Raw genomic sequence first — 21,388 nt, 5'->3', positions numbered from 1 at the left:
GGCCGGGCAATTCCAAGACGATGCCGACCAGGGAGCAGTTCAGGGGCTCCGCGTCAGTACGGGTGATTGTTCGGCTTCTTCGCCCATGCCTCGTACGACGTGGCGCCCAACTCGGGGTGGAGCTGCTCGAGAGTGATGCTCCGATGGTCCGGGGGCTTCGCGAAGTCCTCGTACTGGAAGGCGTCGTCGAAACCGATCCCCTGAGTGGCCTTCCAGTCGCAGCTGTAGTAGACGGTCCCTATCCGAGCCCAGTAGATGGCGCTCATGCACATCGGACAGGGGGCGCCGCTGGTGTAGATCGCGCACCCCTGCAGCATGCGAGCGCGCTCCGGCACGAGGTCGGGGGAGCCCTCAGGCCGAGGCACCAACTCCAGGGTGTACTCGTTCTGGTGCTCCTCGGAGATGCTGGGCGCCTCGGGATTGAGCACCTGAACGGCCTTGCGGATGGCTTCCACTTCGCCGTGCGCGGTCGGATCGGCCGTGAGGAGTACGCGATTCTGCCCGCGAGCGATGATCTCGCCGTCGTTGGTGATCACCGCACCGAACGGGCCGCCCCAGCCCTTCTCGACGGACTCGGTGGCCAGCCGAACCGCTTCGGCCATGAACTCCTGGTGTCCCATCTCAGAATCCTCCCGCTCACTGGCCGGCGCAAATTTCTCCCATTTGTTCGATAACTCCCTTTTGATCTAGACTACTCTGCATGAGTACCCGTGCAAGCCGTGACCTCGGTGACAGCGCTACGGTCGTGACCTCCCAGAAGGTCCGGGCGGGCCGGGATGACGACTACAAGCGCTGGCAGGAGAAGACCAACCAGGTCGTGCGAGGCTTCGACGGGTTCCAGGGCACGGAGTTGTACCCGCCGGTCTCCGGCGAAGAGAACGAGTGGGTCGTCGTATTCCGCTTCTCCGGTGTCGAGCAGCTGACCGCGTGGCTGAATTCGGGTGCGCGTCGACAACTCCTCGATGAGGGCCGCCCGTTGTTCGACGGGACTCCGACACAAGAGGTGCTCACCGGTGGGACGCCGGCCCAGGATGTCGTCACGGCCGTCATCTCGCACGACGTGCTGCCGGGGCGGGAGCGGGACTTCATGCGCTGGGAGGACAAGATCCTGAAAGCGCAGGAGGGGTTTCCCGGCTTTATGGGGTCGGAGATGTTCAAGCCGGTGGAGGGCATTCAGGACCGTTGGGTGGTCGCCTTCCGCTTCGACACGCGCGAACACCTCGACGGCTGGCTGGACTCCGAGGCCCGCGAGAAGCTTCTGGAGGAAGGGCGCGGCTACTTCCGCTCGTACGACGTGCGCAAGATCGGGTCGGCGTTCGGCGGCTGGTTCCGCTTCGGCGAGGGGGCGGATGAAGGCATTCCGGCCAACTGGAAACAGGCCATGTCCGTGGTGCTGGCCCTGTATCCCACGGTGATGATCCTGAACCTGACGGTCGGCGACTGGTTCAACAGCCTGGGAATGCCCGGGTATTTGGCCCTGTTCATCAGCAACGTGCTGAGTGTCAGCGTTCTGACGTGGTTGCTGATGCCGCTGGTCAACCGGGCGCTCGCCTTCTGGCTGCTGCCCAGCCGGGCGTGATCCTTCCGTACCCATGCGGCGGGCGCCGCCGTCGTGGCGTTGTGCTGTCTGGTGATCATCACCATCTTCGGTCTGACCACGGGTTAGGCAACACAGCGCATTTGCCGAAACGCGTCATTTGCCGAAACGCGTCAGTCGAAACGAATCAGTGGCTTGATGATCCCGTTCTCTCTCGATTCCATCATCCGAAATGCCCGCTCGATCTCGTCGAAGCCGAACTCCTGCGTGGTCATCGGCGTGGGATCCACCTTGCCGTGCTCCAGCAGCCGGAAGATCCGCCGCAGCCGCTCCCGGCCCCCGCGGTTCAGTCCGCCGTAGATCTGCTTGTCGGACATCCCGTATCCGAAGGGTTCCAAGGGGATTTTGAGCGGCTTGGGTACGTCGCCGTGGTATCCGACATTGGAGATACGTCCGCCCGGCTTGGTGACACGGAAGGTCGCTTCCCACGTACGGGGGGTGCCGAGCGCTTCGATCGCGGCGTCCACGCCCTGACCGCCGGTCAACTCCAGAATTCGCCGCACCGGGTCGTGCTGGGCGTGGTCGACGATGACATCGGCGCCGAAATGCCTCGCAAGTTCCTGACGCTGGGGAATCGACTCGACTGCGATGACGAGGCCGGCACCGCGCAGACGGCAGCCGATCGTCGCCGAGAGCCCCACCGCCCCCTGGGCGAAGATCGCGACGGTCTCACCGAATTCGATTTCCGCGTGTTCGGCGGCGACGAATCCGGTCGACAGCATGTCCGTCGCGTACAAGGCCTGGTGGTCGCCGAGGGTCTCGGGGATCGGCGCCAGATTGGCCTGCGCATTGCGGACGAGGAAATACTCCGCCATGTTCCCGTCCGCCTGGACGGTGAACACCGCGCCTCCCATCATCCTGCCCCCGCACTGCGAGGAGAAGCCGCGTTGGCAGTATTCGCACTGGAAACACGGGGTCACGCCACCCACGGCGACACGCTGGCCCTCCCCGAGACCCTCTACGGCAGAACCCAGGGCATGAACGACGCCGACCGCCTCGTGTCCCAATGTGACATCGGGAGCGACCGGGATCGCTCCCTTCATCGTGTGCACGTCGGACGTACAGACCATGGCCGCGGTGGTGCGCACGACCGCCTCATTGGGGCCGGGTTCGGGGACCGGTTTCTCGACGACGCCGACCTCGCCGACTTTCCTGAGTACAAAAGCTCTCATGGTGTCGATGGCCATCTCCAGGGCAGCAATTCCAGGCCGCGAGCTTTCGGGGCGGCCGGTAAACTGGGGATGTCTCCGCTTGTACTCTGCGGTACTTCACACCGGATCTTCAGCTTCAGCCGCAGCCGCAGCCGGCGCAAGTCCTGGAGTCCATGATGCGCGAACACGGGCAGGCCGGACGTATTGAGGGGGCGCTCGTCCAGCGAGGCGACGCCGACTACGAAGCCATCCGGACAAGCATGGTGTGGAACGGGCTCAAACCCGAGCGATTCCCGGAGGTGATCGTCCGGGCCGCCTCCGAGCGGGACGTTCCCGAAGCCATCGGGCTGGCCCGCTCCCGCGGTCTCCGCATCGCCGTACGGGCGGGCGGGCACAGTTGGTGCGGCTCGTCCGTCCGCTCCGACGGCATGCTCATCGACCTCTCCCGGCTCCGGCGGTGGGACTTCGACGAGGCTTCCGCGACGGCGACCGTGCAGCCGGCTGTCACCGGTGGCGAACTCGTTCCGGAACTCGCCGCGCGCGGCCTCGCCTTTCCCACCGGGCATTGTGGGTCGGTCGCCGTCGGCGGATATCTCCTCAGTGGTGGTCTCGGGTGGAATTCCGGTGCCCTGGGGCCGGCTTGCCGGAGCGTATACGAGATTGAAGCCGTGACGGCGGACGGCGAAGTGGTCCGATGCAACGAGGACGAGAATCCCGACCTGTTCTGGGCGGCGCGTGGAGCAGGGCCGGGTTTCTTCGCCGTCGTCACCAGCTTCCGCCTTCGCCTGCACCGGCTTCCCGGGGCGATCATGTCGACCACGTATGCCTTTCCCCTCGCGGATGTTGAAGAGGTGTCGAACTGGGCCATCGAGACCGCGAACGAACTCGAGCCGACGGTGGAATTGGCTCTCGTACTCGCAACGGCCGCCCCGCACATGACGAAGGAAAGGCCACGGCCGAAGGCGATCGTCGTAGGCGCCACCGTATTCGCGGATTCGAGCGAGCAGGCCGTCCAGGCTCTCCGACCGCTCCGGAACTGTCCCTTCGCCGATCGCTCCCTTTTCCGGGAAGCGGACGAGCCGACGTCTCTCGATGCCCTCTACGACGCCTCCGGCAGCATCTGGCCCGGACAGCACCGCTTTGCGGCCGACACCCTGTGGTCTCAGGCGGACTTCGGGACGCTGTTGTCCAGGCTCGGCGACGCGGTCGAAAGTGCCCCCTCCGACAAGTCCCTCGTCCTGGCACCCGTATCGCCCGTGTCGCACGACGAGGATCTGCTGCGCGACATGGCGTTCTCGGTGCTCGGCGAGAGCTACGTCGTCCCCTACGCCGTCTGGGACGACCCTTCGGAGGATGACATCAACGTCCGCTGGCTGCGCGAGGCGATGAGCGCGGTGGAGCCGCTCGGGACGGGGCACTACATCGCCGAGGCCGACCTCACCGCCAGTCCGAGCCGCGCCGAGCGGTCGTTCACGCCGAGCGACTGGCAGCGGCTGCAGACCCTGAGGGCGCAGTACGACCCCGAGGGCGTCTTCCACTCCTACCTGACGCCCTGAGAGGCTCGTCGCTACCGCTCGGAGGCGGTGTCTACTGGTTGCGGGGGGCGTTGGACAGCCGGTCCAGCCATTCGGTCATCAGGCCGGTTTCGGCGGGGGTGAGGGCCGGGTCCGGTGACTGGCGCAGCAGTGCGTTCAACCGGGCTGCCGTGGACGGTACTTGCGTGTCCTCGGACCCCGCCCCCTCGGCGGCCGTCCCCGCGGGGGCGGACACGTCAGGGGTGAAGATGGCGGCGTGCACCGCGTCCCGTACGCGCGTCGATGTGCTCTTGTCCGTGAAGGTCGAAGGGCGGGCGACGAGCATCAGGGCCACGCCGACATTGGCCGACATGACTATCTGGGCTGCCAGTTCGGGGGCGAGCCGCAGTTTGCCCTGGGCCGCGGCTCGTTCCAGGTCCCGGGTGAGGATCTGGTGGGACTCAAGGGCCGCGGCCGGCGGTGTGCGCATCGCGGGGGAATTCATCAGCCGGTACAGATTCGGGTTCCGCAGGGCGAAGTCCACGTGGGTGTCCCAGCCGTCGCGCAGGTCCTCGATGGGGTCCGCGCCCGGGTTGTGCTGCCGCTTCGTCGCCAGGTACTTGTCGAAGCCGTAGTCGACGACGGCCGACAGCAGGCCCTCCTTGTCACCGAAGTGCCGGTAGAGCGCCGGTGCACCTACCTGGGCGGCCTCACACACGGCCCGGGTGGAGATGTCCCCGTTCGGGGACTGGGCGACCAGGTCCGCCGCCACTTCCAGGATGCGTGCTCGCGTACTCATGAGAGTGACGCTATCAAGAGCGCTGTAGCGACGCTACGAGCTGTGGGGGTGAGGAGGTCGTGGAGGCCGATGCGAGTGAGGAATTCGGCGCGGATGTGGTCGGCGACGGCGCTGACGGTTTCGCTGCCGTCGTTGGCGGGGTCGATGTGGACGCGGAAGGGCCGGGTGCCGTGGGGGGTGTCGATGACCTGGACGACGGCCTCGGCGACCTGCGCGACATCCGCGTCGGCGGGGGCGAGGGCGGCCAGGCGCTCGGAGACCTGGTCCATGAGGCCGGCGTAGCGGGCTTCGTAGTCGGGGATGACGGTCTGCTCCGCCGGATGGCCGCCGGTGAGGAAGTGGTTGGTGCCGGTGGTGAAGGAGCCGGGGATGATGATCGAGGTCTCGATGTTGAAGCGGGCCAGTTCGGCGGCGTAGGAAACGGCGAGGGAGCCCATGGCTGCTTTGGCGGCGAAGTAGGGGGCGAGGTAGGGCGGGGTGCCGCCGCGGGTGCTGGTGGAGCCGATCCACAGGACGAGGCCGCGCTCCTGGGCGCGCAGGTGGGGCAGGGCGGCCCGGTTCACGCGCTGGGTGCCGAGGACGTTGGTGTCGTAGACGGCGGCGAGTTCATCCGGGGTGAACGCCTCGGTGGGGCCGGTGACCATGTGGCCGGCGTTGTGGATGATCACGTCCAGCCGTCCGGCCTCGGCGAGAACGGTGTTGACGGCGGTGTCGGCGGATTGCTGGGAGAGGACGTCGAGTTCGACGGTGCGCAGGTCGACGTTGTGCTCGGTGGCGTAGGCCTTGGCGTCGGCGACGCGGTCTGCGTTGCGGCTGGTGGTGTTGCGCATGGCGGCGTAGACGGTTTGGCCGGCGTCGGCCAGCCTCCGTGCGGCCAGCGCTCCGAAGCCGGAGCCGGCGCCGGTGATGATGATGGTCTTGCTCATGACGGAACTCCCTCGGTGGATGGGCGACGTGCGGGGAAGGCTGGAGGGGGAGGTCAGACCATGCCGCCGTTGGCGCGCAGTACCTGGCCGTTGACCCAGCGGGCGGGTCCGGCGAGGAAGGAGACGACCTCGGCGATGTCCCCAGGGGTCCCCAGGCGCTCCAGGGGGTTCATCTTGGCCATGCGGTCGATGGTCTCTTCGTCCTTGCCGTCCAGGAACAGAGCGGTGGCGGTGGGGCCAGGGGCCACCGCGTTGACGGTGACGTCCCGCCCGCGCAGCTCCCGGGCCAGGATCAGGGTTACGGCCTCGACCGCGCCCTTGGTGGCGGCGTAGGCGCTGTAGCCGGGCAGGGCCAGCCCCAGAACGGACGTGGAGAAGTTGATGATCGCCCCGCCGGTGCGCAGCCGGCGGGCGGCCTGCTGGTCGACGACGAACGTGCCGCGGATGTTGGTCCTGTGCATACGGTCCAGGACCTCGAGGTCGGTGTCGACCAGCGGCGCGAGCGTCATGACTCCGGCCGCGTGCACGACTACGTCGACACCGCCGTACATGTCCTCGGCGGCGTTGAAGAGCGCCGACACCGCGGCTTCGTCGGCCACGTCCGCGCGGAACGCGATCGCCTGCCCGCCGGCCGCGGCGATGACCGCCACCGCCGCCTCGGCCTCGGTCTGGTTGCCGGCGTAGTTGATGACGACGGCGAACCCGTCGGCCGCCAGTCGCTCGGCGGTCTCACGGCCGATGCCGCGGGACCCGCCGGTGACGATCGCGACCCGGGACGGGGTGGAGGTCTGCTCGCTCATGACGTTGCTCCCTTTTCGGATGGGTAGCGGTTTCCGCAACCCGCTGAGAGCGACGCTAACATCATTACGTTAACGTCGCTACGTCCTTGCGTGGCGACGTTACGCGTGCCAGACCCCACCCCTCCTGACCCTGGGGTGGTCGACCAGTCGACGAGTCCAGGGTCACCAGCACTCTTCACCGCCGACCAGCGTCAGGCGCAGCTAAGCGAAGCCGGCGCGGCCGAGGCTGAACTCGCAGCGCACGGAGCGGCGGCATCCCGGTGGAAGCGGCCCATCCTCGCCTCGGCCGCCCCGGTCAGGAAGTGAGTTCGCGTGCGCGCCGGGCGGCCTCGCGTACCGACCCGTGATGGAGGGGGCCGTGCCCGGGCAGCATGATGTGGGCCGCCAACTGCTCGATCACGTCCAGAGATGCCACGGCGCGTTCGCGGTTCGCGTCGAACATCGTGGGCAGCAGTTGCGGCCCCCGCACACGGGACGTGGGATGGCCGCTGACCAGCGCGTCTCCGGAGATCAGAATCCCTTTGTCCGGGAGGTGGTAGGAGCAGTGCCCCGCGGTGTGGCCGGGGTCAGGATGACCCAGTTGGTGTTGCTGCCGTGGACCAGGTGAACACCGGTGGTGGCGTGGACGAGGGCGTCTTCGCGCATGACCTTTCAATGTCTTGAGACCTGTTGCTGCCGGGCGCTGCGGTCGCCGACTGCGCTCAGGAGCAGGCTAGTTGATGGCCGGGCGGTACTCGCGTGGAGAGCGGGTCGCTGCCGGCCACACCGTCTGTGCCGCTGATGGTTCCGGATACATCGACGCGCAGCGGTACGGCGTCTGCCTGGTGCTGCCGGTGCTGCGCTCCGGCGCGGTGCCCGTCACCTGGCTCCAGGTGCTGCTGGAGATCCAGCGGGACGGGGCGCGCTCGGAGACGTACGCGGTACCACGCCCTCGGGCTCGCACCGTGGCCGATCTGGCTGAGCCTCGTGTGCGTCGCCCTCGGCGCGCCGACGGGTGGATGGCCCGGCTCGCACTGCACCGGGTTTCCGCCGAAGGAAAAGCATGAACACTCTGCTCGGCCGGGCCGCCGCCCGCCTCTTCCCCGACACCCCAGGACACCACGGCGTACTGCCCCCGCTGCTCGTCCTGCTGACCTTTGTCACCGGCCTGGTGGACGCCGTCAGCTATCTGGGTCTCGACCGTGTCTTCGTCGCCAACATGACCGGCAATGTGGTCTTCCTGGGCTTCGCGCTGGCGGGCGACAAGGAACTGTCCGCCGTCGCCTCCCTCCTGGCGGCCACGGCGTTCGCGGCCGGTGCGCTCGCCGGAGGGCGGATCGCGCCCAGGGTCACGGAGCCCGTGCGGCTGTTCGCGCTGCTCGTCGCGGCGCACGGCGTCCTGGTCGCGGCGGCGCTGGTGGCCGATCTCGCCGATGTCACGAAGCACGTACTGATCGTGCTGCTCGCGCTCGGAATGGGCGCGCAGAACGCCGTGGTCGGGAAGCTCGCCGTACCGGACTTCACCACCACCGTCCTGACCCGCACCCTGACCGGTCTGGCCGCCGACCGGCCGGGGCCGGCCACCGTACGCCGTCTGTTCTCGCTCGCCGCGATGTTCACCGGCGCCCTTGCCGGCGGCCTGCTCCAGCTCCACTACGGCACGGCCGCCGCGCTCGCACCGGCTCTTCTCCTGCTCACCGTTGTCGCCCTGGCGGCAGCCACCACACCCCGACCCGGACAAGGAGTCCCGTCATGACCCAACTCGGCCGAGGCCGCCATCCGCCAGGCCGCGGACAAGCGGACTACCTGTGCACCGTGTTCCGGACGGGGGCGGTGGCGGCGGACCGCCTCCCTCGCGCTTGCCTAGGCGATGCCCTGACGGTCCGACTGCCGTTCCCTCAGGACCGTGGCGATCCGCAGACACCAGTCCCGGTTGTCCCGCTCGAAGGCGAGACCGCGCAGACAGGTCAGATACGGCCCGATCCGCTCGCCCCGGCGCAGGAATTCGTCCTCGTCCGCCTCGCCCCGGATCTGCCGCAGCAGCTTGCCGAAGAGCTCGATCTTGGCTTCGGCGACGGCCGCCCGCTCTTCGAGCTGCTCGATCACCGGGCCGGTGCCTACGCGGTCGGCGGCCTGGACCTTGACGAGCAGGTCGTCCCGGATGAACGAGGGCTTCGACGCGGCCGCGGCGAACTCCTCCAGTTCGGCGAGGCCGGCGTCGGTGACCTTGAACAGGCGCTTGTTGGGCCGGGTTTCCTGCACCACCTGCCGGCCCGTGACCAGCCCTTCCTTCTCCAGCCTGGCCAGTTCGGCGTACAGCTGCTGGGGCAGGGCGTGCCAGAAGTTCGCGACGCCGACGTCGAACGCCTTGGCCAGTTGGTATCCGCTGTACTCGCCGTCCAGCAGCGCAGCCAGTACGGCATGTCGCAGGGCCATCGAACGCAGCCCCCCTTCCCTCGGTGTCTCCCCGCATGATACTCAATAAAGTGACTAGTCAGATCCTTGAGTATCAGGATCAGTGGCGATGGCAGTAATGACAGTTTCAGGAGGACTGATGGACACGACCGAGCGCTTCCGCGCAGCCGTCGAGAAGCGGGACTTGACCGCCCTGGACGACCTGTTCACCGAGGACATCCGCTTCTACAGTCCAGTGAAGTTCACCCCCTTCGAAGGCAGGCCGATGGTCATCGGCCTCCTCGGCGTCCTGCTGCGCACCTTCGAGGACTTTCGCTACGTCGGCCGGTTCGCGGGCGAGGCCGAGACCAGTACGGACGGCGAGGAAGTCCCCTCGGAGATCCTGCTCTTCCGGGCTGCGGTGAACGGCAAGCAGATCCACGGCATCGACCTGCTTCAGCTCGACGAGGCGGGCCGGATCAAGGAGTTCACCGTGATGGTCCGCCCCATGTCCGCGGTCCAGGTATTGAGCGAGGCGGTGCTCGTCGGCCTGGTCGCCGACGGCCTCGTACCCGACCCCGCCGGGCACTGAGCGGCCGCGCCGAACAGCCCCGGACCGATCCGCGGCCGACTCGCCCGTGTCGCTGTTGGGCCGAACGGGTGAGGAGCGCGAGGATGGGTCGCATGAGTAGGTACGAGAGGTACGACGTCACCGACGAGCAGTGGGAGGGCCTGGCCCAGGTCGTCCCGCTGCGCAGCCGTAACGAGTGGCCGTCGCGGGTCGACCACCGAACCATCCCGCAGGACTACGCGGTGGCGGAGCAACGTCGCTTCGTCGTGCTGCGGGTGCAGGTCTTCGCCGACGCGCGTGAGGTCGCCGAGTACCTCATCGCCCAGATCCCGGTGCTGCTCGACCTCACCGGCGCCGACACCGATGTCGCCAAGCGTATCCTGGACTTCAGCAGTGGTGTCGTCTTCGGGCTCGGCAGCGGGATGCACCGGGTCGACCGGAATGTCTTCCTGCTGGCCCCGATCGGCACGGAGGTCGAGGGGATAGCGGCCGCCGCCGTCCCCCGTTCGTAGGAAGGCCGTCGAGGCGGAACGGTTCGGCGCACTGCGCGCTGCGTACCGTCCGGCTCATGGACGCAAACACCCCGCTCAACGGCGCGAACGGCGCCCGCCCCACCGTCACGGAACTGCGGCTCTCCGCCTTCAGGACACACCGTGGCGCGGTCTTTCCCCTCGGTCCGCTGACGCTCTTCGCGGGGGCGAGCGGCAGCGGCAAGTCGAGCGTCCTGCAGGCGTACGAAGCGCTGGCGCGGCTGGGCGCGGGCGACGACCTCGAGGCCGCGTTCCCCGATCCCGCGGCGTGTGTGCCCGAGTGGGCGGAGGCCGACGGACAGGGGCGGCGGGGATTCAGGATCGGCTGCACCGTGGATGGCCCGGCCGGTCCCGTACGGCTTGATCTGGCCGTACAGGCGGAACCCGAATTGCGGGTCGTCGGCGAGCGGTTGACCAGCGGTGGGCAGACCCTGCTGACCACCGCGCTGCGTGATCCCGAGCGGTCCTCCGTGCAGGCCGCCTGGCGCACGGCCGGCGCTGCGTCGGTGACGCGTGCCCCGCTGCCGGACGACCGGCTCGGCACGGCCCTGCTGCCGTTACGCGTGGCAGGCAAGACGCAGGGGCAGTTGCAGGTGCTTGCGGCGGCCGAGCAGGTGGTGGTGGCGCTGCGGTCCGTCTTCGCCTGCGACCCGCAGCCGCACCGGATGCGCGAGCCGGTGGCGGCGGGGGAGGGGCGGCTGACGCGCGGCTGCGACAACCTCGCGGAGGTGCTGCACCGAACCCGGAGCGAGTGCGCCAAGCGGCATGCGCGACTGGCCGCGGCGGCGCGGGTGGGGTGCGCGGGGGTGGTGGAGGAACTGGCCGTCGAGGAGCTGGACGACGGGACGGTGCGGGCGTTGCTGGGCCGGGGCGGCGCGCGGGGAGCCACTCCCGTGGGGCGGCTCGGCGAGGGCGAGTTGAGGTATCTGGCGCTCGCGCTGGTGCTACTGACCGGGCCGGGCGTGCTGGCCATGGACCAGGCGGCCGAGGTGCCGTCGGCGTACCAGGCTCTCACCGTTCTCGCGGACGGCTTCGACCGCTGCCTGGACCCGCGACAGGCGCGTGAACTTGTATCGCTGGGCACGGAGGTGTGCGCGCGGGGCCATGTCCGGCTGGTGGGGGCGGTCGCCGATGCGTCGTGTGCGCGCGGAGTGGACGGCGTGACGGTGGTAGACCTGGTGCCGTGACGACAGATGACGGGCGGGACGGACGGGCTGGACAGCAGGAACAGCAGGAACAGCAGGAACAGCAGGAACAGCAGGAACAGCAGGAACAGCAGGAACGGTACGGACAGGGCGGGCTGGGCGGGCTCGATGTGGCGGGATTGCAGCGCAGGCTGGCCGAGTTCGCGACGGCGCGCGGCTGGGAGCCGTACCACACCCCGAAGAACCTGGCGGTGGCGCTGAGCGTCGAGGCGTCCGAACTGGTCGAGATCTTCCAGTGGTTGACGCCGGAGCAGTCGGCGCGAGTGATGGACGAGGAGGGGTCGGCGCACCGGGTGCGGGACGAGGTCGCGGACGTGCTGGCGTATCTGCTGCAGTTCTGCGAAGTGCTCGGAATCGACGTGCTTGCCGCGCTCTCCGACAAGATCGACCGGAACGAGATTCGGTTCCCGGCGAAGTGATCCTCGGCGGGTCCGGTGATCCGCTACACATGCCTTCGTCACTCTACGGAGTGGTCGGGTTATCCACAACGGCCTTGGTGTCCACAGATTTCCGAATTCCCTTGGCGTTCAGGCTCAAGAGCCTTCACTCTGGGTAATGAACTGAGTGGGCAGTAAGTCGTACGAACGGGGGCGGCGTACATGGATGCGCAGCGGCTCATCGGAGTCAGCCGACATGCTCTGGCGCAGAGCCGGGCCGTGCCGGACATCGTGGCGGAGGCCTGGCAGGCGCAGGCACTCGCACAGGCGATCGGGAGCAGGCTGGCGGTTTGCGGACCGCTGGAGCTGAGAGGCGAGGCGCGCGGGCTCAGCGAGATCGGCGGACGCGGATGCGGAGTGCTCGACCATCCGATGGTGCGCAGCGGCGGGGTCAGAGCCGCGCAGCTGTCCGAAGTGGCGGATGCGCGGGGGACGTTGATCGGGCTGGGCGTGCTGTTGGGAGAGGTGGGAATCGCCCTGGTCGGGGTCGCGTGCGCCACTGACGAGGAGGGGTTGTACTGGCAGTGCATCGAGGCCATAGACGCCGCGGACGAGTCGAGTGACCGGGTGCGGGGAATGCTGCGCCGGCTTGCGGAGAGACCGCCCGACACGATCCGGGGCAGAGCCGATCCCGTGGCTGTGGCGGGGCCGATGGAACCGCTGGAGCCGCCGGAGGTACCGGATTTACCGGAGCCACCGGACTCGTTCGACCTGTCTGGCGCCTCCGACCCCTCCGGCTCCTGCGGCTCCTCCGGCTCGGTGGGCGTCGTGGACGCTGTGGACTCGGCGGCGGGGCCGTCATGACCCCGCAGTGGTCGGGTGGTAGCTGTGCGGGATGGGCGCGCCCCGCCGGGATGACGGGTCTCCATCCGGCCGGGCCGTTGCGGATCCGGTGGGGACGTTGGGGTTGGCGGCCGTTCGAAGGTGCAGGATGGATGCATGGATCTTCGAATCTTCACCGAGCCCCAGCAAGGTGCGAGCTACGACACCCTGCTGACCGTTGCCAAGGCCACCGAAGACCTCGGCTTCGACGCCTTTTTCCGTTCTGACCACTACCTCCCCATGGGGTCCGCCGACGGGCTGCCCGGGCCCACCGACGCCTGGATCACCCTGGCCGGGCTGGCCCGCGAGACCAAGCGGATCCGCCTCGGCACGCTCATGACCGCCGGTACGTTCCGGCTGCCCGGCGTGCTGGCCATCCAGGTCGCGCAGGTCGACCAGATGTCGCGCGGCCGGGTCGAGCTGGGGCTGGGCGCCGGCTGGTTCGAGGAGGAGCACAAGGCATACGGCATCCCGTTCCCCAAGGAGAGGATCGCGCGGCTGGAGGAGCAGCTGGCGATCGTCACCGGGCTGTGGGCCACGGAGGTCGGCAAGACCTTCTCGTACGAGGGCGCGTACTACCAGCTCGTCGACTCGCCGGCGCTGCCCAAGCCCGCCCAGGGGAAGCTGCCGGTGCTGATCGGCGGGCACGGGGCGACCCGCACCCCCCGGCTGGCCGCGCGATACGCCGACGAGTTCAATATCCCGTTCGCCTCGATCGAGGACAGCGAGCGGCAGTTCGGCCGGGTCCGCGCCGCCGCCGAGGCGGCCGGGCGTGGAGCGGACGACCTGTTGTACTCCAACGCCCTGGTCGTCTGCGCGGGCAAGGATGACGCAGAGGTGGCGCGCCGCGCGGCCGCCATCGGACGGGAGGTGGACGAACTGAAGGCGAACGGGCTGGCCGGCTCGCCCGCCGAAGTGGTCGACAAGATCGGGCGGTACGGCGCCATCGGAGCATCCCGGATCTACCTCCAGGTCCTGGACCTCGACGATCTCGATCACCTGGAGCTGATCTCCTCCCAGATCCAGTCCCAGCTGAGCTGATTGCCATGCGCCCCGCCCGTACACTCGCCGCCGCCCTCGCCGAAGGAGTCGTCGTCCTCGACGGCGGACTCTCCAACCAACTGGAGGAGCAGGGCTGCGAGCTGTCCGACGAGCTCTGGTCGGCGCGGCTGCTCGCCGACGATCCGCGTCAGATCGAGGCCGCGCATGCGGCGTATGTGCGTGCGGGCGCGCAGGTGCTGATCACCTCCAGCTACCAGGCCACGTTCGAGGGGTTCGCGCGGCGTGGAGTCGCGCGGGAGGAGGCGGCGGGACTGCTGGCCCGCAGTGTCGAACTGGCCCGCAGCGCGGGCGAGTTGGTCCAGCGGGAGGTGTGGGTGGCGGCCTCGGTCGGGCCGTACGGCGCGATGCTCGCGGACGGCAGCGAGTACCGCGGCCGGTACGGGCTGTCCGTGCGGGAGCTGGAGCGCTTCCACCGGCCGAGGATCGAGGCCCTGGTGGCAGCGGGCCCCGATGTGCTGGCGCTGGAGACGGTGCCGGACACGGACGAGGCGGAGGCGCTGCTGCGGGCGGTCGACGGGTGCGGAGTGCCGGTCTGGCTCTCGTACAGCATCACCGGCGAACGCACCCGGGCCGGCCAGGAGCTGGCGGCGGCCTTCGCCCTGGCCGCCGGCCGGGACCAGGTGATCGCCGTCGGGGTGAACTGCTGCGAGCCGGGTGACGCGGGCCGTGCGGTGGAACTCGCGGCGTCGGTGACCGGCAAGCCGGTGGTCGTCTATCCGAACAGCGGGGAGCGCTGGGACGCCGACGAGCGGGGGTGGCGGGGCGGGGCCACGTACGACCCGGGCCGGGTGCGGGACTGGCTGGCGTCCGGTGCCCGACTGGTCGGCGGCTGCTGCCGAGTGGGGCCGGGGCAGATCGCGGACCTCACAGCGGCCCTCGAAAGCGTCGGCCGTTAAGGGCCGGCGGCCCTTGAAGGCGGCGGCGTCCAGGCGGCGGCCGTAGGCGCGGTACGCCGCCACGCGAAGCCGTTCCACGCGCCTGTGGGTAATCGCACCCGCCAGGAATTCCCTGGTCAGGATGGGTGAGTACGGCCATACTCGGACGCGTGTTCCTGACGATCAGCACCACCGGTACCACAGAACGTCCCGCCACCGACCTCGGCTTTCTGCTGCACAAGCATCCCGACAAGGCGCAGACGTTCTCCACCTCGCACGGCACGGCGCATGTCTTCTACCCCGAGGCGTCCGCCGAGCGCTGCACTGCCGCGCTGTTGCTGGAGGTGGATCCGGTGGCGCTGGTGCGGCGCGGCAAGGGCAAGGGCCGTGGTGGGGCGCCCGATTCGGCGCTCGCGCAGTACGTCAACGACCGGCCGTACGCCGCGTCCTCGTTGCTGGCCGTCGCGCTGAGCACCGTATTCAAGAGCGCGCTGCGGGGCGTGTGCGCCGTGCTGCCCGGCCGCGCCGAGGCCCCGCTGCCGCTGCGCGTCGAGGTGCCCGCGCTGCCCGCGCGTGGTGGTGCGGAGATGGTTCGGAAGCTGTTCGGGCCGCTGGGCTGGACATCGGTCGAGGCGGAGCCGGTCGCGCTGGATGAGCAGTTCCCCGAGTGGGGCGACTCGCGCTACGTCCGGCTGACGCTGGAGGGGGAGCTGCGGCTCGCCGACGCGCTGCGGCAGTTGTACGTACTGCTGCCGGTGCTCGACGACGCCAAGCACTACTGGGTCGCGCCCGACGAGGTGGACAAGCTGCTGCGGGCGGGCGAGGGCTGGCTGGCCGAGCACCCCGAGCAGAAGCTGATCACCAGCCGCTATCTGTCCCGCCGCTGGGGGCTCACCCGGCAGGCGATGGAACGTCTTGAGCTGGTGCGGCTCGCCGAGACCGACGACCTCGAAGTCGAGGACGTCGACAACGCCGTGGACGAGACGACGGACACCGAAGAGAAGCCGGTTCCGCTCGCCGAGCAGCGGCGGGACGCGATTCTTGAGGCGCTGCGCGGGGCCGGGGCGAGCCGGGTGCTCGACCTGGGCTGCGGCCAGGGTCAGTTGGTGCAGGCACTGCTCAAGGAGGTGCGCTTCACCGAGATCGTGGGAGTCGATGTGTCGGTGCGTGCGCTGACCATCGCCGGGCGGAGGCTGAAGCTGGACCGGATGGGCGAGCGGCAGGCCGCGCGGGTCAAGCTGCTGCAGGGCTCGCTCACCTACACCGACAAGCGGCTGGCCGGCTATGACGCGGCCGTGCTCAGCGAGGTCATCGAGCACCTCGATCTGCCGCGGCTGCCCGCGCTGGAGTACGCGGTGTTCGGATCCGCCCGGCCGCAGACCGTGATCGTGACGACGCCGAACGTCGAGTACAACGTCCGCTGGGAGACCCTGCCCGCCGGGCATGTGCGCCACGGGGACCACCGCTTCGAGTGGACGAGGGACGAGTTCCGCACCTGGGCGGAGCGCGTCGCCGAACGGGACGGGTACGGCGTCGAGTTCGTCCCCGTGGGGCCCGACGACCCCGAGGTGGGGCCGCCGACCCAGATGGCTGTCTTCACCAGGGCCGACGAGGCCGAGACCGACAAGGCCGAGACCGACAAGACCAAGACCGACAAGACCGCGACCAAGAACAAGACCGAGGCCGAGAAGGAGGCGAAGACCGCATGACCAGCACGACCACCACGACTGCCGCGCCGGCGAAGCGCAGACTCCCGGTGACCGACCTGTCCCTCGTCGTCCTCATAGGCGCCACCGGATCCGGCAAGTCCACCTTCGCCCGCAAGCACTTCAAGCCCACCGAGGTCATCTCCTCCGACTTCTGCCGCGGCCTCGTCGCCGACGACGAGAACGACCAGAGCGCGAGCGGCGACGCCTTCGACGTACTGCACTACATCGCGGGCAAGCGGCTAGCGGCCGGGCGGCTGACCGTCGTCGACGCCACCAGCGTGCAGTCGGAGAGCCGCAGGCAGCTGGTGCAGCTTGCGCGCCAGTACGACGTGCTGCCGATCGCGATCGTCCTCGACCTGCCGGAAGAGGTGTGCGCCGAACGCAATTCGGTACGCCCCGACCGGGCCGGGATGCCGCGCCATGTCATCCAGCGTCACCGCCGTGAACTGCGCCGCTCGCTGCGCGGACTGGAGCGCGAAGGCTTCCGCAAGGTGCACATCCTGCGCAGTGTGGATGAGGTCGAGGCCGCTGAGGTCGTCCTTGAGCGTCGTTACAACGACCTCACGCACCTCACGGGCCCCTTCGACATCATCGGCGACATCCACGGCTGCCGCTCCGAGCTGGAGACCCTGCTCGCCAAGCTCGGTTATGTGGACGGCGCACACCCCGCAGGGCGTACGGCCGTCTTCGTCGGCGACCTCGTCGACCGGGGACCGGACAGCCCCGGTGTGCTGCGCCGGGTGATGAGCATGGTCGCGTCGGGCAACGCCCTGTGTGTGCCCGGGAACCATGAGAACAAGCTCGGCCGCTATCTGAAGGGCCGCAACGTCCAGCACACGCACGGACTGGCCGAGACCATCGAGCAGCTGGAGAAGGAGGACGACTCCTTCCGCGAGCAAGTGCGGGAATTCATCGTCGGCCTGGTCAGCCACTACGTCCTGGACGAGGGCAAGCTGGTCGTCTGCCACGCCGGTCTGCCCGAGAAGTACCACGGGCGCACCTCCGGCCGGGTCCGCTCGCACGCGCTGTACGGCGACACGACCGGCGAGACCGACGAGTTCGGCCTGCCCGTGCGCTACCCGTGGGCGGAGGACTACCGAGGACGCGCCGCTGTGGTCTACGGCCACACACCCGTGCCCAACACATCGTGGATCAACAACACCATCTGCCTGGACACCGGAGCGGTCTTCGGCGGCAGGATGACCGCGCTGCGCTGGCCGGAGCGCGAGCTCGTCGACGTACCGGCCGAGAAGGTCTGGTACGAGCCGGTGCGGCCGCTCGTCACCGAGGCGCCGGGCGGCCGTGAGGGCCGTCCGCTGGACCTCGCCGATGTGCAGGGGCGGCGGGTCGTGGAGACCCGGCACATGGCGCGCATCGGCGTACGCGAGGAGAACGCCGCGGCGGCGCTCGAAGTCATGAGCCGTTTCGCGGTCGACCCGCGGCTGCTCGCCTATCTGCCGCCGACGATGTCCCCGACCGCGACATCGAGGGAAGCAGGCTATTTGGAGCACCCGGCCGAGGCCTTCGCGCAGTACCGGGCGGACGGCGTCGCCAAGGTCGTGTGCGAGGAGAAGCACATGGGCTCGCGGGCGGTGGTGCTCGTCTGCCGTGACGCCGAGGCCGCGCGCGAGCGGTTCGGGGTTGGGGGTACCTCCCATGCCGGAGGCTGTGAGGGAGGGCCGACCGGCGCGCTGCACACCCGGACCGGACGACCGTTCTTCGACGATGAAGCCGTCACCGAAGAGATCCTCGACCGGCTGCGTACGTCCGTCACCGAAGCCGGTCTCTGGCAGGAACTCGACACCGACTGGCTGCTGCTGGACGCCGAGCTGATGCCCTGGTCGCTCAAGGCGTCCGGGCTGCTGCGCTCGCAGTACGCGGCGGTCGGCGCCGCCTCTCGTGCTGTCTTCCCCGGCGCCACGGCGGCCCTCGAAGCGGCGGTCGCGCGCGGCGTCGAGGTGGAGGGACTGCTGGCCAAGCAGCGCGGACGCGCCGGTGACGCCGCCGCGTTCACCGAGGCGTACCGGCGTTACTGCTGGACGACCGAGGGGCTTGACGGAGTGCGGCTCGCTCCGTTCCAGATCCTCGCCGCGCAGGGGCGTTCGCTGGCGTCCGTGCCGCACGACGAGCAACTGGCATGGCTGGACCGGATGGTGGAGCACGACCCCACAGGCCTGCTCCAGGTCACCCGGCGGCTGGTCGTCGAGACCGGCGACGAGGCATCGGTCGGCGCCGGTGTCGACTGGTGGCTGGAGATGACCGGAAGGGGCGGCGAAGGCATGGTCGTCAAGCCGCTCCAGGCACTCGCCAGGGACGAGAAGGGCCGGCTCGTGCAGCCGGGCATCAAGGTCCGCGGCCGCGAGTACCTGCGGATCATCTACGGTCCCGAGTACACCCGCCCGGAGAACCTGGAGCGGCTGCGCAACCGGTTCCTGAACCACAAGCGCTCGCTGGCGCTGCGGGAGTACGCGCTCGGCCTCGAGGCCCTGGACCGGCTGGCCGACGGCGAGCCGCTGTGGCGGGTCCACGAGGCGGTCTTCGCCGTGCTGGCACTGGAGTCGGAGCCCGTCGACCCCCGGCTGTGAGCTGTTCGAGTGGATCTCGTGGACCATTCGCCGGGTGAAGGGCGCTCCGCGCGGTGAGGATGGAGGCATGGGATTCCACGTCGACTCCGAGACCGGGCGGCTGCGCCAGGTCATACTGCACCGGCCAGATCTGGAGCTGAAGCGCCTCACCCCCAGTAACAAGGACGCTCTGCTCTTCGACGATGTGCTGTGGGTGCGCCGCGCCCGTCACGAGCATGACGGGTTCGCGGACGTCCTGCGTGACCGTGGGGTGGAGGTGCACCTCTTCGGTGATCTTCTGCGCGAGTCGCTGGAGATCCCGGAGGCCAGAAAGCTCGTCCTGGACCGGGTCTTCGCCGAGAAGGAGTACGGGCCGCTCGCCACCGATCACCTCAGAGCCGTCTTCGACGAGCTGCCCACGGCCGACCTGGTCGAGGCGCTCGTCGGCGGGATGACCAAGCGGGAGTTCCTCGCCGGTCATCCCGAGCCGACCTCCGTCCGCTTCCATGTGATGGACCTGGACGACTTTCTCCTCCGCCCGCTGCCCAACCACCTCTTCACCCGCGACACCTCCGCCTGGATCTACGACGGCGTCTCCATCAACGCCATGCGCTGGCCGGCCCGGCAGCGCGAGACCGTCCACTTCGAGGCGATCTACAAGCACCACCCGCTGTTCACCAGCCCGCGGGCGGGGGAGTTCCACCACTGGTCGGAGGGGCAGGACGACTACCCCTCCACCATTGAGGGCGGCGACGTCCTGGTCATCGGCAATGGCGCGGTGCTGATCGGGATGAGTGAGCGCACCACTCCGCAGGCCGTGGAGATGCTGGCGCGCGGGCTGTTCGCGGCCGGCTCCGCCCGGACCATCGTGGCGCTGGACATGCCCAAGCGGCGGGCCTTGATGCATCTCGACACCGTGATGACGATGGTCGACCGCGACACCTTCACCCAGTACGCGGGGCTCGGCATGCTCCGCTCGTACACCATCGAACCGGCCGTCGGACCTCAGGCCCTCAAGGTCAGCGATCATCCGCCCGAGCACATGCACAGCGCGATCGCCGCCGCGCTGGGGCTGAAGGAGATCCGGGTGCTCACGGCGACGCAGGACGTGCACTCGGCGGAGCGCGAGCAGTGGGACGACGGCTGCAATGTGCTCGCCGTCGAGCCGGGCGTCGTGGTGGCGTACGAGCGCAATGTCACGACAAACACCCATCTGCGCAAACAGGGCATCGAAGTGATCGAGATCCCCGGCAGCGAGCTGGGCCGGGGCCGCGGAGGCCCCCGCTGTATGAGCTGTCCGTTCGAACGCGATGCCGTGTAGTGCCGTAAGCCGCCCAGCCCGCGGCCGGCCATGGAGACGGCCGTATGGCGCGGCCGTATAGCAATGCAGAGGCTCGTATACACTTCCACGGTCACCGCATTCGCGACCCAGGAGCAGCCACCATGGCGATACATCTCGAAGGCCGCCACTTCCTCAAGGAGCTGGACTTCACCGCCGAGGAGTTCCGCGGCCTGATCGATCTGGCCGCCGAGCTCAAGGCCGCCAAGCGATCGGGCACCGAGGTGCAGCGGCTGCGCGGCAAGAACGTCGCGCTGATCTTCGAGAAGTCGTCGACCCGTACGCGCTGCTCGTTCGAGGTCGCGGCCGCCGACCAGGGCGCTTCGACGACGTATATCGACCCGGCCGGTTCGCACATCGGCAGCAAGGAGTCCGCCAAGGACACCGCGCGGGTGCTTGGCCGCATGTTCGACGCCATCGAATTCCGCGGTGACGGCCAGGCCACCGTCGAGGAGCTCGCCGCGTACGCCGGGGTGCCGGTCTACAACGGCCTCACCGACGACTGGCACCCCACCCAGATGCTCGCCGATGTGCTCACCATGACCGAGCACAGTGACAAGCCCCTCGAACGGATCTCCTTCGCCTACCTCGGGGACGCCCGCTTCAACATGGGCAACTCCTACCTGGTCACCGGTGCGCTGCTGGGCATGGACGTACGGATCGTCGCGCCCAGGTCGTACTGGCCGGCCGAGGAGATCGTGACCCGAGCCCGGGCGGCCGCCGAGACGAGCGGCGCCCGGATCACCCTCACCGAGGACATCGCCGAGGGAGTCCAGGGTGCGGACTTCGTCGCCACCGACGTCTGGGTGTCGATGGGTGAGCCCAAGGAGATCTGGGACGAGCGCATCAAGGTGCTCGGTCCGTATGCCGTGACCATGGACGTGCTGCGCGCCACCGGCAACGCGGACGTGAAGTTCCTGCACTGCCTCCCCGCCTTCCACGACCTGGGCACCAAGGTCGCTCGCGAGATCCATGAGAGCCACGGCCTGACCGAGCTCGAAGTCACCGACGAGGTCTTCGAGTCGGAGCACTCCGTCGTCTTCGACGAGGCGGAGAACCGTATGCACACGATCAAGGCGGTCATGGTCGCCACACTCGCCTCCGCCGGATAGTC

21 protein-coding genes and 2 pseudogenes are annotated in these 21,388 nt (G+C 69.0%); 15 read left to right on the top strand and 8 right to left on the bottom strand.

What is annotated here, in order from left to right:
• Nucleotides 1-53 precede the first annotated feature (53 nt).
• Nucleotides 54-620: a nucleoside deaminase gene (locus tag QFZ67_RS09030; protein ID WP_307660580.1), complete on the bottom strand. Its 567-nt coding sequence runs from the start codon at nucleotides 618-620 to the stop codon at nucleotides 54-56.
• 80 nt (nucleotides 621-700) lie between these two features.
• On the opposite strand from QFZ67_RS09030, the gene QFZ67_RS09025 reads away from it, so the two are divergent.
• Complete coding sequence (locus tag QFZ67_RS09025) at nucleotides 701-1,579, top strand: antibiotic biosynthesis monooxygenase (RefSeq protein ID WP_307660579.1); 879 nt, start codon at nucleotides 701-703, stop codon at nucleotides 1,577-1,579.
• Between the two features lie 131 nt (nucleotides 1,580-1,710).
• Here QFZ67_RS09025 and QFZ67_RS09020 read toward each other — a convergent pair whose 3' ends face one another.
• The gene (locus QFZ67_RS09020; RefSeq protein WP_307660578.1) at nucleotides 1,711-2,769 is read right to left on the bottom strand and encodes a zinc-binding dehydrogenase; all 1,059 of its coding nucleotides are present in this window, start codon (nucleotides 2,767-2,769) and stop codon (nucleotides 1,711-1,713) included.
• A gap of 152 nt (nucleotides 2,770-2,921) precedes the next feature.
• Here QFZ67_RS09020 and QFZ67_RS09015 point away from each other — a divergent pair, with 152 nt between their 5' ends.
• Entirely contained in the window at nucleotides 2,922-4,304 is a 1,383-nt protein-coding gene (locus QFZ67_RS09015; RefSeq protein WP_307660577.1) for an FAD-binding oxidoreductase, read from the top strand.
• 31 nt (nucleotides 4,305-4,335) lie between these two features.
• Here QFZ67_RS09015 and QFZ67_RS09010 read toward each other — a convergent pair whose 3' ends face one another.
• The 5 genes and pseudogenes from QFZ67_RS09010 to QFZ67_RS08990 all read right to left on the bottom strand — a co-directional run bounded on the left by QFZ67_RS09010 (nucleotide 4,336) and on the right by QFZ67_RS08990 (nucleotide 7,432).
• Entirely contained in the window at nucleotides 4,336-5,061 is a 726-nt protein-coding gene (locus QFZ67_RS09010) for a TetR/AcrR family transcriptional regulator (RefSeq protein ID WP_307660576.1), read from the bottom strand.
• The gene (locus QFZ67_RS09005) at nucleotides 5,058-5,987 is read right to left on the bottom strand and encodes an SDR family oxidoreductase (RefSeq protein ID WP_307660575.1); all 930 of its coding nucleotides are present in this window, start codon (nucleotides 5,985-5,987) and stop codon (nucleotides 5,058-5,060) included. Before QFZ67_RS09005 ends, QFZ67_RS09010 begins: the two co-directional genes overlap by 4 nt.
• 53 nt (nucleotides 5,988-6,040) lie before the next feature.
• Complete coding sequence (locus QFZ67_RS09000; protein WP_307660574.1) at nucleotides 6,041-6,787, bottom strand: SDR family oxidoreductase; 747 nt, start codon at nucleotides 6,785-6,787, stop codon at nucleotides 6,041-6,043.
• Nucleotides 6,788-7,082: 295 nt separating this feature from the next.
• Nucleotides 7,083-7,352, bottom strand: a pseudogene (locus QFZ67_RS08995) (MBL fold metallo-hydrolase); the annotation flags it as partial.
• Nucleotides 7,298-7,432, bottom strand: coding sequence for a hypothetical protein (locus QFZ67_RS08990; RefSeq protein WP_307666125.1), 135 nt, complete (start codon nucleotides 7,430-7,432; stop codon nucleotides 7,298-7,300). The gene QFZ67_RS08990 and the pseudogene QFZ67_RS08995, both read right to left, overlap by 55 nt.
• 74 nt (nucleotides 7,433-7,506) lie before the next feature.
• Between QFZ67_RS08990 and QFZ67_RS08985 the strand changes: the two genes are divergently transcribed.
• Entirely contained in the window at nucleotides 7,507-7,833 is a 327-nt protein-coding gene (locus tag QFZ67_RS08985; protein WP_307660573.1) for a hypothetical protein, read from the top strand.
• Nucleotides 7,830-8,522, top strand: a complete 693-nt coding sequence (locus QFZ67_RS08980; protein WP_307660572.1) for a YoaK family protein — start codon at nucleotides 7,830-7,832, stop codon at nucleotides 8,520-8,522. Before QFZ67_RS08985 ends, QFZ67_RS08980 begins: the two co-directional genes overlap by 4 nt.
• Before the next feature lie 107 nt (nucleotides 8,523-8,629).
• Here the strand turns inward: QFZ67_RS08980 and QFZ67_RS08975 are convergent, their stop codons facing one another.
• Nucleotides 8,630-9,202 (bottom strand): PadR family transcriptional regulator, encoded by a 573-nt coding sequence (locus QFZ67_RS08975; protein ID WP_307660571.1) that lies wholly within the window; start codon nucleotides 9,200-9,202, stop codon nucleotides 8,630-8,632.
• A gap of 118 nt (nucleotides 9,203-9,320) precedes the next feature.
• Here QFZ67_RS08975 and QFZ67_RS08970 point away from each other — a divergent pair, with 118 nt between their 5' ends.
• From QFZ67_RS08970 to argF, 11 genes and pseudogenes are all read left to right on the top strand, one after another.
• Nucleotides 9,321-9,752 carry a nuclear transport factor 2 family protein gene (locus QFZ67_RS08970; RefSeq protein ID WP_307660570.1) on the top strand — a complete coding sequence of 144 codons (432 nt, stop codon included), beginning with the start codon at nucleotides 9,321-9,323 and terminating at the stop codon, nucleotides 9,750-9,752.
• A 92-nt stretch (nucleotides 9,753-9,844) separates the two neighbouring features.
• Entirely contained in the window at nucleotides 9,845-10,243 is a 399-nt protein-coding gene (locus QFZ67_RS08965; protein ID WP_307660569.1) for a cell division protein SepF, read from the top strand.
• Nucleotides 10,244-10,299: 56 nt separating this feature from the next.
• A complete protein-coding gene (locus QFZ67_RS08960; RefSeq protein ID WP_307660568.1) occupies nucleotides 10,300-11,448 on the top strand; it encodes an AAA family ATPase in 1,149 nt (382 codons plus the stop codon).
• A 113-nt stretch (nucleotides 11,449-11,561) separates the two neighbouring features.
• Nucleotides 11,562-11,885 (top strand): nucleotide pyrophosphohydrolase, encoded by a 324-nt coding sequence (locus QFZ67_RS08955; RefSeq protein ID WP_307665776.1) that lies wholly within the window; start codon nucleotides 11,562-11,564, stop codon nucleotides 11,883-11,885.
• A 180-nt stretch (nucleotides 11,886-12,065) separates the two neighbouring features.
• A pseudogene (locus QFZ67_RS08950) lies at nucleotides 12,066-12,536 on the top strand (DUF6099 family protein); the annotation flags it as partial.
• Between the two features lie 306 nt (nucleotides 12,537-12,842).
• Nucleotides 12,843-13,766: an LLM class F420-dependent oxidoreductase gene (locus QFZ67_RS08945; protein WP_307660567.1), complete on the top strand. Its 924-nt coding sequence runs from the start codon at nucleotides 12,843-12,845 to the stop codon at nucleotides 13,764-13,766.
• Nucleotides 13,767-13,771: 5 nt separating this feature from the next.
• The gene (gene mmuM / locus QFZ67_RS08940; protein ID WP_307660566.1) at nucleotides 13,772-14,683 is read left to right on the top strand and encodes a homocysteine S-methyltransferase; all 912 of its coding nucleotides are present in this window, start codon (nucleotides 13,772-13,774) and stop codon (nucleotides 14,681-14,683) included.
• A gap of 149 nt (nucleotides 14,684-14,832) precedes the next feature.
• Entirely contained in the window at nucleotides 14,833-16,371 is a 1,539-nt protein-coding gene (locus tag QFZ67_RS08935) for a 3' terminal RNA ribose 2'-O-methyltransferase Hen1 (RefSeq protein ID WP_307660565.1), read from the top strand.
• Nucleotides 16,368-18,956, top strand: coding sequence for a polynucleotide kinase-phosphatase (locus tag QFZ67_RS08930; protein WP_307660564.1), 2,589 nt, complete (start codon nucleotides 16,368-16,370; stop codon nucleotides 18,954-18,956). Before QFZ67_RS08935 ends, QFZ67_RS08930 begins: the two co-directional genes overlap by 4 nt.
• A gap of 67 nt (nucleotides 18,957-19,023) precedes the next feature.
• Nucleotides 19,024-20,256, top strand: a complete 1,233-nt coding sequence (locus tag QFZ67_RS08925) for an arginine deiminase (RefSeq protein WP_307660563.1) — start codon at nucleotides 19,024-19,026, stop codon at nucleotides 20,254-20,256.
• A gap of 122 nt (nucleotides 20,257-20,378) precedes the next feature.
• Entirely contained in the window at nucleotides 20,379-21,386 is a 1,008-nt protein-coding gene (argF, locus tag QFZ67_RS08920; protein ID WP_307660562.1) for an ornithine carbamoyltransferase, read from the top strand.
• Nucleotides 21,387-21,388 lie beyond the last annotated feature (2 nt).

The sequence above is a fragment of the Streptomyces sp. V1I1 genome, assembly GCF_030817355.1.
In the GTDB taxonomy this organism is placed as follows: domain Bacteria; phylum Actinomycetota; class Actinomycetes; order Streptomycetales; family Streptomycetaceae; genus Streptomyces.
The sequence above is the reverse complement of the archived record's forward strand: the minus strand, read 5'-3'. Positions and strand labels throughout refer to the sequence as shown.